The sequence below is a fragment of the Streptomyces sp. BoleA5 genome, from assembly GCF_000373665.1.
In the GTDB taxonomy this organism is placed as follows: Bacteria; Actinomycetota; Actinomycetes; order Streptomycetales; family Streptomycetaceae; genus Actinacidiphila.
This window is the reverse complement of the sequence record NZ_KB892120.1, coordinates 57067-66162: the sequence shown is the minus strand read 5'-3', so window position 1 is coordinate 66162 and position 9096 is coordinate 57067. Positions and strand designations below refer to the sequence as shown.

Sequence of the window (9096 nt, the reverse complement as noted above, 5' to 3'; positions counted from 1 at the left end):
TGACAACCGCTGACCACTCGGCCGCAGGTCACAGCGTTGATCGTCTAGGCGGCCCCAGGTCAGCAGACCCCCGGGTCACTTCTTCGGCTACTGAGGCAGTCACCGGCCTCGGCGCCGCGTTGAACAAGGGCGGCTCCGCGGGACGTGGTGGTGAGTGTGGCCGCAACTGCCGGCCACGGATTCCGGCTGGGTGGGGGTGCGCGGTGGACGAAGCGGCGGTGTCGGTGGTGAGGGGCTCGGTGCGCTTCCTCAGGTGGGCGGCCGGGGCGGCACTCGACGTGTACGCCGCCCTGTCCGCCCGCTCGCGGCGCTCCCCCGGCGCTACGGCGCGGTGAGTGCCGCCTCGATCGAGGAGCCGTGGCGCTCCAGCCAGGCCTCGCGGCGCTTGATCTGGTCGCCGACGCCCTCCTGCCACATGCGGGCCCAGCCGCCGCCCTCGGTCTCGGCCATGCGCTTCATGGAGAACCACGCGCGGCGGGTCCGCAGCACTGCGACCTCCAGCAGGCGGCCGCGATCGGTGCCGGACATTCCGTACGCGTCGGCGAGCAGGCGGCAGCGGCGGGGGACGTGGACGTCGCGCAGGTGGGGGTCGGCGTCGGCGGGGTCGCCGATGGGGGCCCAGTAGAGCATCGCGTTGTGGATCTCCTCGACCCTTGCGACGGGCCTGGCCAGGTCGAAGTCGATGAGCGCGGCGGCCCGGCCGTCCCGGAAGACGATGTTGTCGGGCGTGAAGTCCATGTGCCCGACCACCTCGGCGGGAAGGGTGGGCGCGGGAGGCATGTCCGGGTGCGAAACCGGGCCGGAGGGGGCCCCGACGCCGTCGGGCGGGGTGAAGCCGGCGGCCGCTTCGTCGTAGGCGCGGACCAGACGGCCGACCGAGACGAGGCGGTCCTCGTCGGCGATCCACGCCGGACGCGGACGTCCGGCGACCTCGCCCGTGACGTAGGTCAGCACCTCGCGCCCGGCCGCGTCGATGCCGAGGAGGCGCGGGGCGCCGGGGAATCCGACGTCCTCAAGGTGCCGGAGCAGGGCGTGCACCAGAGGGCTGTGCGGGCCGGTCGGGCGGCGGACCGTGTCGCCGACGCGGACGACGCCCTCGGTCACGTCACCGCCGATCAGGGGGATCTCCGGCTGCGGCTCAGCGGTCTCGGGATACGTGGCGGCGGGCGGGGAGGGTGGGCCGTCGAAAGGCATCCGCCCATTGTGCGCCGCACGGCCCCGCCCGCGCCGGGGTTCACGACGGCGGCTGCGTCGTCCCCGTGCGACGGCGGCCGCGCGCCGTCACGACGAGCGGACGGCGAGAACGGTCGTGCCGGCCGGGCCGCGCGGCGGTCGCTGACAGCGCGGGCAGAAGTAGCTCGAGCGGTTCATCCAGGGGCGGCGGCGGATCGGCGTGCCACAGCGGCGGCAGGGCTCGTCCTCGCGACCGTAGGCGTCCAGGGAGCGGTCGAAGTAGCCGGACTCGCCGTTGACGTTGACGTACAGGCTGTCGAAGCTCGTGCCGCCGGCGGCGAGGGCGTCGGTCATGACCTCGCGGATGTGGGTGAGCAGCTCGGAGGTGACCGGACGGGTCAGGGTGGCGGTCGGCCGCTCGTAGTGCAGCCTGGTGCGCCACAGCGCCTCATCGGCGTAGATGTTGCCGACCCCGCTGATCAGGGACTGGTCCAGCAGTGCCCGCTTGATCGTGGTGCGGCGGCGGCGCAGCGCGGTGTGGAAGGCCGCGTCGTCGAATCGGGGGTCGAGGGGGTCGCGGGCGATGTGCGACAGAGGGACCGGCAGCCGCTCGGGGTCGCCGGGTACGCACTCGTGCAGCGACAGGCCGCCGAAGGTGCGCTGGTCGACGAAGCGCAGCTCCGTCCCGAGATCGTCCTCGAAGCGGATCCGGATCCGCAGGTGGGTCTCGGCGGGCGCGACCTCCGGCTGGACGAGCAACTGACCGCTCATGCCGAGGTGGCCGAGGAGGGCCAGCGGGGAGTCCTGGAGCGGCAGCCACAGGTACTTGCCGCGGCGCAGGGCGGGGCCGAAGGTCTGCGCCTCCAGCCGGGCGGCGAAGTCCGCGCCGCCGGCGAGGTGGCGGCGCACGGAACGGGGGTGCAGCACCTCGGCCCGGGCGACCGTGCGCCCGCTCACCCAGCGGTCCAGGCCGCGGCGTACGACTTCGACCTCGGGCAGCTCGGGCACTCGGTGCGCTCCTCTCGGACGGCGGTTCCCCGCCGGGGGAACCGCAAGGCCCGCCCGGGCGGCCTCGGGGGCCGGCCGGACGGGCCTGACGGGTTCAGCCGGCGACAGTGCCGTTCGCGTCGCGCGTGGCGCGGATGTCGCGCCACGCCGACTCGGCGGCCTGCTGCTCTGCTTCCTTCTTGCTGCGGCCGGTGCCGGTGCCGTACTCGACACCACCGACGCGGGCGGCAGCCGTGAAGGTCTTCTCGTGGTCGGGTCCGGTCTCGGAGACCACGTACTCCGGGACACCGAGGCCCTCGCCCGCGGTGAGTTCCTGGAGGCTGGTCTTCCAGTCCAGTCCGGCACCGAGGTTGGACGACCTCTCGATCAGCGGATCGAAGAGCCGGTGCACCAGCTCCGACGCGGCGTCCAGGCCCTGGTCCAGGTAGACCGCGCCGATCACCGCCTCGAGGGTGTCCGCGAGGATCGACGCCTTGTCCCGGCCGCCCGTGCCCTCTTCGCCCCGGCCGAGGCGGATGAAGCTGCCCAGGTCGAGGCCGCGGCCGACACCGGCCAGGGCGCGCGAGTTGACCACCGCGGCCCGTAGCTTGGCGAGCGTGCCCTCCGGAAGGTCCGGGTGGGTGCGGTAGAGCGTGTCCGTGACCACCAGGCCGAGCACGGAGTCCCCGAGGAACTCCAGGCGCTCGTTGGTGGGCAGACCACCGTTCTCGTACGCGTACGAGCGGTGGGTCAGCGCACGCACCAGAAGGGCGGGTTCGAGTGTGTACCCGAGCCGCCCTTCCAGAACCGCGGGGGACGAGGCTGCCTTACCGGCGTCCGTCGACGTTGCGCCGTCTGACGACATGGAGCCCCTCACCCGCCGATCAGACCTCGAGGACCTGACGACGGTTGTAGGTGCCGCAGCTCGGGCACGCGATGTGCTGCTGCTTCGGCTCGTGGCAGCGCTCGCACGCCACCAGGCTCACGGGCGCAGCCTTCCACTGCGAACGGCGGTGGCGCGTGTTGCTGCGCGACATCTTCCGCTTGGGAACAGCCACGGCTACTTCTCCTGGTTCTCGTCGGCGCCGTCCTCGGCACCGCTCAGCTGGATTTCCTGCAGGGCCGCCCAACGGATGTCGGTGACCTCGTGGTGGTGGTCCGGGTCGTCCGCCAGCCGTGCCCCGCAATCGGGGCACAGGCCGGAACAGTCGTCCTGGCACACCGGCTGCAGCGGCAGTTCGAGAACCACCGCGTCACGCAGCACGGGCTCGAGGTCGAACAGGTCGCCCTCGAGGAAGAGAGTGTCCTCCTCCTCGGCGTCGTCACCGGCGTCGGCGGCACCATGGTGCCCACCGGTCCGGGTGTCGGCGTCGGGGTAGGAGTACAACTCCTGGAAGTCCGTCTCGAGCTCGCGCTCGACCGGCTCCAGACACCTTACGCACTCCCCCGAGAGCGGTGCGCGGGCGGTGCCCGTGACGAGCACCCCCTCCATCACCGACTCCAGGCGGAGGTCCAGCGTGATCTCCGCGCCCTCGCGGACACCGATGACCTCGATGCCCATGTCCTTGGGGGCCGGCACCGAGCGGGAGACCTTCTTCATCGCCCCAGGACGACGACCCAGCTCGTGCGTGTCGAACACGAGCGGGTTGCGGTGGTCGAGGCGGGTGTTCAGGGCTCCTGCTTTCTTCGGTTCGGCGCGTGCCCTTCGGTGCGACGGCGGGCACGCCAAAGCGCCGGGGATCACACGGCTGAGGGATCAGGATACCCGTCCCCCGGGCTCAGCCCAAACCGCGCTCCTGCTCCAGCTCCCGCAGCCGGTTCAGGTCGATCATGCTGGTGTCGAAGAAGCTCGTCTCGTCCAGCGCCGCGCCCTGACCCTGCTGGTGCTGCTGCGGCATGTACTGCTGCTGCTCGTAGCCGGTCTGCTGCTGCGGCTGCTGCGGCTGCTGCGGCTGCTGCCAGCCGTAGTTCGGGTCGTAGTAGGCCTGCTGCGGCTGCGCGGCGTACGGGTCGGCGTACTGGCCCTGCTGCTGGTACGGGTCCGGCTGCGGGCCCTGCTGCTGGTACGGGTCCGGCTGCTGGTAGCCGTAGTCGGGCTGCTGCACGGCGTTCGGGTCGTACTGGTAGTCGCCGGGGGCCACGGGGGCGGCCAGGCCCGCGAGGTACTCGGCGTCGGACTGCCCGGGGACGTGGCCCTCGCCGTCCGCGTCGTGGGCCAGGCCGGCGCCGAGCTCGTCGACGGGGCGGTGGCCGGTCAGCTTCAGGCGGCCCCGTCCGACGGCCTCCAGGGTCTTGCTGAGGACCGCCTCGAAGGCACCCAGCTTGGCGTCCACGTACTCGTCGGCGCGGCGGCGCAGCGTCTCCGGGTCGCCGCTGCGCTCCGGCGCGTCGTCGTCCTCGTACGGGTAGCCGTTCTCGTCGAGGGCCGGGCCGTGGCCCAGCAGCTTCTCGCGGCCGCGGTCCACCGAGCCGATGGTCTTGGTCAGCACGACCTCGAAGTTGGCGAGCTTGCTGTCGACGTAGTCGTCGGCCTCGGCCCGGATCTCGGTGGCCTCGCGCTGCGCCTCCGTGACGATGCGCTCGGCCTCCTGCTGGGAGCGGCGGGCGATCTCGGTGTCCGAGATCAGCGAACCGCGTTCCGCGTGCGCGGCCCCGATGATCCGGTCGGCCTCGGCCCGGGCCTCCTCGACCATCTGCTCCCGCCCGCCCAGCAGCTGCTGGGCCTGGGAGAGCGAGTCGGGCAGCGCCGACCGCACGTCTTCGAGCATGTCGAGCAGCTCGGCACGGTTGACCACGCAGGAGGCCGACATCGGCATGGACCGGGCGGCCTCCACGGCGGCCACGATCTCGTCGAGCTTCTTCTGGACGTCCACGTCCCAGACTCTACTGCTGCGCGAGCTTCTTCTTGAGGGCCTCCAGCACGACGGGGGGCAGCAAGTGGGCGACGTCGCCGCCCCATTGCGCCACCTCCTTGACGAGACTGGAGGACAGGAAGCTGTAGGTGGGGTTGGTGGGGACGAACAAGGTCTCCACGCCGGACAGCCCGTTGTTCATCTGGGCCATCTGCAGCTCGTAGTCGAAGTCGCTGACCGCGCGCAGGCCCTTCACGATCGCGGGGATGTCGCGCTGCTTGCAGAAGTCCACCAGCAGGCCGTGGAAGGCCTCCACGCGCACGTTGCCGTACTCGGCGGTGACCTCCTCGATGAGGGCGATGCGCTCCTCGATCGAGAAGAGGCCCTTCTTCGACTTGTTGATCATCACGGCCACGTAGACCTCGTCGTACAGGCGCGAGGCTCGGGCGATGATGTCGAGGTGTCCATTGGTGACGGGGTCGAAGGACCCGGGACAGACTGCGCGGCGCAACGGTGACTCCTCGCTCTGAGGGTTCTGCGGGTGGTTCATGACGCGTCAGTAACGTCGGCGGCGCGACCGTACCAAAGCGTCCCTTCGCCGTACCGACGGGCCCTGATCCCTTCGTACCCCTCGGGCCAGCGGAATTCCCCGCCTCGGGTGCTTCTTTCCACGGTGGCGACGACGTCCGCGTCGAGCCAGCCCCGCGTACGGAGTGTGAGCAGGATCTCGCGCAGCTCGTCGTCCGTGACGGCGTACGGCGGGTCCAGGAACACCAGGTCGTACGGCTCCGCCGGGGGCTCTCCCGCGATCACCTTCTCGGCCTTGCCGGCCCGCACCTCGGCGCCGGGCATCTTGAGGACGCGGACGTTCTCCCGGATGACCCCCGCAGCCCGCGGGTCGGACTCGACCAGCAGCACGTGCGCCGCGCCGCGCGACAGCGCCTCCAGTCCGACGGCGCCCGATCCCCCGTACAGGTCGATCACCCGCGCCCCGTGCAGGGCGCCGCGCAGCGACTCCCAGGTGGAGAACAGCCCCTCCTTCGCCCGGTCCGAGGTGGGTCGGGTTCCGTTACCCGGCGGCACGGCCAGGCGGCGGCCACCGGCGGCTCCGGCGATCACGCGGGTCATCTTCGGCTCACTCGTCTCGTGGGCGGGGAACGGCGCCTGCGCGGCGCCGCTCCCCCACGATACGTAGGTCAGTCCCGGCCCTGCTCGCCCCCGGCCTCCGGCAGGGGTGACCCCGCCAGGCCTCCCACGAGCGCCGGCGAGGCGTAGCGCGACCAGGACAGGCAGCCGTCGGGCGGGCAGTGCTCGGGGCGGCGCGGGTCGTGACCGAGCTCACGCAGCTTCGTCCGGACGGAGTCGGGCGTGCGGCCGAAGCGCGCGGCTATGCGGGCGATGGACTCGCCGTCGTGGAACCGGCGCAGCAGTTCCTCCTCGTGCTGCGGCACCCAGGGCGCGCCGTGCCCCGGGAACAGCTCGCGCAGCACGTCGCGGTCGGGAATGGGCTCGGAGACGTCGGCCACGAGCGCGAGGGCCCGCAGGGCGCGGTTGAGGGCGATGCGCAGGGACGGGACGTCGGTCAGCGGCAGCGTGAGGGTGCCGGAGGCGAGGAGGGTGTCCGGGTCGTCCTCGGACCAGCCGGCCAGGGTCAGGGTGACGGTGGTGTCGTCGTCGCTGGAGAGCTCGATCCGGAAGACCTTCTCACCGAGCGGCAGTTCGTTGAGATGACGGAACGACATGAAATCAGCCCCCAAAGGTCCAACTACGCCGATTCCCTAGCGGATCGGCGCGGACTGTGTCCATTCTCCCAGGGGGCACTGACAATGACGGTCCGTCAGCCCTTGTCGAGATACTGCTCCCGGTCCGCGTCCACCAGGCTCTCCAGCGCGCTGCGCAGGTCCGGCTGGCCCGCCAGTTCGGGGTCCGCGGCGACCAGCGAGGTGGCCTCCTCGCGGGCGGCCGCGATCACGTCCTCGTCGTCGATCACCGTCAGCATGCGCAGCGACGAGCGCGTCCCGGACTGGGCCTGCCCCAGCACGTCGCCCTCGCGCCGCTGTTCCAGGTCGATGCGGGACAGCTCGAAGCCGTCCAGTGTCCCGGCCACGGCGTCCAGCCGGGCGCGGGCCGAGGTCGCCTCCGGCATCTCGGACACCAGCAGGCACAGACCCGCCGCCGAGCCGCGGCCGACCCGGCCGCGCAACTGGTGCAGCTGCGAGACGCCGAAGCGGTCCGCGTCCAGGATCACCATGGCGGTGGCGTTCGGCACGTTGACGCCGACCTCGATCACCGTGGTCGCCACGAGGACGTCGACCTCGCCCGCGGCGAAGCGGCGCATCACGTCGTCCTTCGCCTCCGGCTGCATCCGCCCGTGCAGCACCTCCACCCGCAGCCCGGCCAGCGGCCCCTTGACGAGCTGCTCGGCGGTCTCCAGCACGGCCAGCGGCGGCCGCCGCTCCGCCTCGTCCTCCGCGGACTTCTTCTTCTGCGCGTCCGCTTCGTCGTCCGAGTCGCCGATCCGCGGGCACACCACGTAGGCCTGGTGCCCGTTCTCGGCCTCCTCGCGCACCCGCTCCCAGGCGCGCGAGAGGAAGTGCGGTTTGTCCTTGGCGGGCACGACGTGCGTGGCGATCGGCGAACGGCCCGCCGGCAACTGGTCCAGCACGGAGGTCTCCAGATCGCCGAAGACCGTCATCGCCACGGTCCGCGGGATCGGCGTCGCCGTCATCACCAGCAGGTGCGGCGGCTGCTTGGCCTTGCCCCGCAGCGCGTCGCGCTGCTCGACACCGAAGCGGTGCTGCTCGTCCACCACGACCAGACCCAGGTCGTGGAACTGCACCTTGTCCTCGATCAGCGCGTGCGTGCCCACGACGATCCCGGCCTCGCCGGTCACCAGGTCCAGCAGCGCCTGGCGGCGGGCGGCCGCCCCCATGGAACCCGTCAGCAGCACGATCTTCGTGCCCAGGTCCGAGCCGCCGAGCATGCCGCCCTCGGCGAGGTCGCCCATCATCTCCGTGATCGACCGGTGGTGCTGCTGCGCCAGCACCTCCGTGGGCGCCAGCATCGCGGCCTGGCCGCCCGCGTCGACCACCCCGAGCATGGCGCGCAGCGCCACCATCGTCTTGCCGGAACCCACCTCGCCCTGCAGCAGGCGGTGCATCGGGTGGTCCGTCGCCAGGTCCGCGAAGATCTCCGCCGACACCTTCTGCTGCCCCTCGGTGAGCGTGAACGGAAGCCGCGCGTCGAAGGCCCTCAGCAGGCCGTCCTCCGCCGGCGCACGCGGCACGGCGGGCAGGGCGTCGTCCGCGGCACGGCGCCGCGCCAGCGCCACCTGCAGCACGAACGCCTCGTCCCACTTGAGGCGCTCCTTGGCGATCATGATGTCCGCCTTGGACCGCGGCCGGTGGATCTTCTCCAGCGCCTCCGGCAGCGGCGCGAGCCCGCGCGACTCCCGCAGCGCGGCGGGCAGCGGCTCGCCCGTGCCGGACCACTGCGTGGCCCCCAGGGAGGTCAGCACCGTGTCCACGGTCTTGGCGATCGTCCAGGAGTTGACCTGCTTGCACGCCGGATAGATCGGGATCAGCCGGCCCGCGAAGGCGTCCACGGCCTCCTTGCCGTCCTCGGCGTCCAGCAACTGGTACTCGGGATGAGCCAGTTGCAGGGCACGGTTGAACACGGAGACCTTGCCGGCGAACATGCCGCGCCGGCCCGGGAGGAGGTCGTGCTCGGGCTTGAACACCCCCCGGCCGAAGAAGACCAGGGTCAGCGAGCCGCTACCGTCCGTGACGACCACCTCCAGGCGCGCCTTGCCCGGGCCGTACGTCTTCTTGGTCGCCTTGGCGACGCGGGCGACGACGGTGACGTGCTCGTCGAGCGGGAGGTCGGACAGGCGGGTCAGCTCGCCGCGTTCCGCGTAGCGGCGCGGGTAGTGGTGCAGCAGGTCACCGACCGTGCGCAGGTCGAGGTGGTCGGCGAACACCTTTGCGGTGCGGCCGCCGACGGATTTCGCGAGCGGTTCGTCAAGGGCAGCAGACATCGCGTCCATCTTTGCGCACGGAGCCGACAATGCGGGGACCGGTCGTCC

10 protein-coding genes are annotated in these 9096 nt (G+C 71.8%); all 10 read right to left on the bottom strand.

What is annotated here, in order from left to right; all coding sequences use genetic code 11:
* Window positions 1-321: 321 nt before the first annotated feature.
* A complete protein-coding gene (locus tag B085_RS44110; protein ID WP_018562096.1) occupies window positions 322-1194 on the bottom strand; it encodes a phosphotransferase in 873 nt (290 codons plus the stop codon).
* An 87-nt stretch (window positions 1195-1281) separates the two neighbouring features.
* The gene (gene mutM, locus B085_RS0128920) at window positions 1282-2181 is read right to left on the bottom strand and encodes a bifunctional DNA-formamidopyrimidine glycosylase/DNA-(apurinic or apyrimidinic site) lyase (protein ID WP_018562095.1); all 900 of its coding nucleotides are present in this window, start codon (window positions 2179-2181) and stop codon (window positions 1282-1284) included.
* Window positions 2182-2275: 94 nt separating this feature from the next.
* Window positions 2276-3025, bottom strand: a complete 750-nt coding sequence (gene rnc, locus B085_RS44105; protein WP_051102195.1) for a ribonuclease III — start codon at window positions 3023-3025, stop codon at window positions 2276-2278.
* Window positions 3026-3044: 19 nt separating this feature from the next.
* A complete protein-coding gene (gene rpmF, locus B085_RS0128910) occupies window positions 3045-3218 on the bottom strand; it encodes a 50S ribosomal protein L32 (protein ID WP_026251550.1) in 174 nt (57 codons plus the stop codon).
* Between the two features lie 2 nt (window positions 3219-3220).
* On the bottom strand, window positions 3221-3760 hold the full coding sequence (locus B085_RS0128905) for a YceD family protein (protein WP_018562092.1): 540 nt from the start codon (window positions 3758-3760) through the stop codon (window positions 3221-3223).
* 178 nt (window positions 3761-3938) lie between these two features.
* A complete protein-coding gene (locus tag B085_RS0128900) occupies window positions 3939-5033 on the bottom strand; it encodes an ATP synthase F0 subunit B (RefSeq protein WP_018562091.1) in 1095 nt (364 codons plus the stop codon).
* 10 nt (window positions 5034-5043) lie between these two features.
* Window positions 5044-5523, bottom strand: a complete 480-nt coding sequence (gene coaD, locus B085_RS0128895) for a pantetheine-phosphate adenylyltransferase (RefSeq protein ID WP_018562090.1) — start codon at window positions 5521-5523, stop codon at window positions 5044-5046.
* 35 nt (window positions 5524-5558) lie between these two features.
* Window positions 5559-6140 carry a 16S rRNA (guanine(966)-N(2))-methyltransferase RsmD gene (gene rsmD, locus B085_RS0128890; protein WP_018562089.1) on the bottom strand — a complete coding sequence of 194 codons (582 nt, stop codon included), beginning with the start codon at window positions 6138-6140 and terminating at the stop codon, window positions 5559-5561.
* Window positions 6141-6208: 68 nt separating this feature from the next.
* Entirely contained in the window at window positions 6209-6754 is a 546-nt protein-coding gene (locus B085_RS0128885) for a hypothetical protein (RefSeq protein ID WP_018562088.1), read from the bottom strand.
* A gap of 95 nt (window positions 6755-6849) precedes the next feature.
* Window positions 6850-9048 carry an ATP-dependent DNA helicase RecG gene (recG, locus tag B085_RS0128880; protein WP_037732671.1) on the bottom strand — a complete coding sequence of 733 codons (2199 nt, stop codon included), beginning with the start codon at window positions 9046-9048 and terminating at the stop codon, window positions 6850-6852.
* Between the last annotated feature and the right edge of the window lie 48 nt (window positions 9049-9096).

Coding starts and splice junctions, on each gene's coding strand:
- B085_RS44110 (WP_018562096.1), bottom strand. CDS start 1,194: ATGCCTTTCGACGGCCCACCCTCCCCGCCCGCCGCCACGTATCCCGAG.
- rnc (WP_051102195.1), bottom strand. CDS start 3,025: ATGTCGTCAGACGGCGCAACGTCGACGGACGCCGGTAAGGCAGCCTCG.
- B085_RS0128905 (WP_018562092.1), bottom strand. CDS start 3,760: ATGAAGAAGGTCTCCCGCTCGGTGCCGGCCCCCAAGGACATGGGCATC.
- rsmD (WP_018562089.1), bottom strand. CDS start 6,140: ATGACCCGCGTGATCGCCGGAGCCGCCGGTGGCCGCCGCCTGGCCGTG.
- B085_RS0128885 (WP_018562088.1), bottom strand. CDS start 6,754: ATGTCGTTCCGTCATCTCAACGAACTGCCGCTCGGTGAGAAGGTCTTC.
- recG (WP_037732671.1), bottom strand. CDS start 9,048: ATGTCTGCTGCCCTTGACGAACCGCTCGCGAAATCCGTCGGCGGCCGC.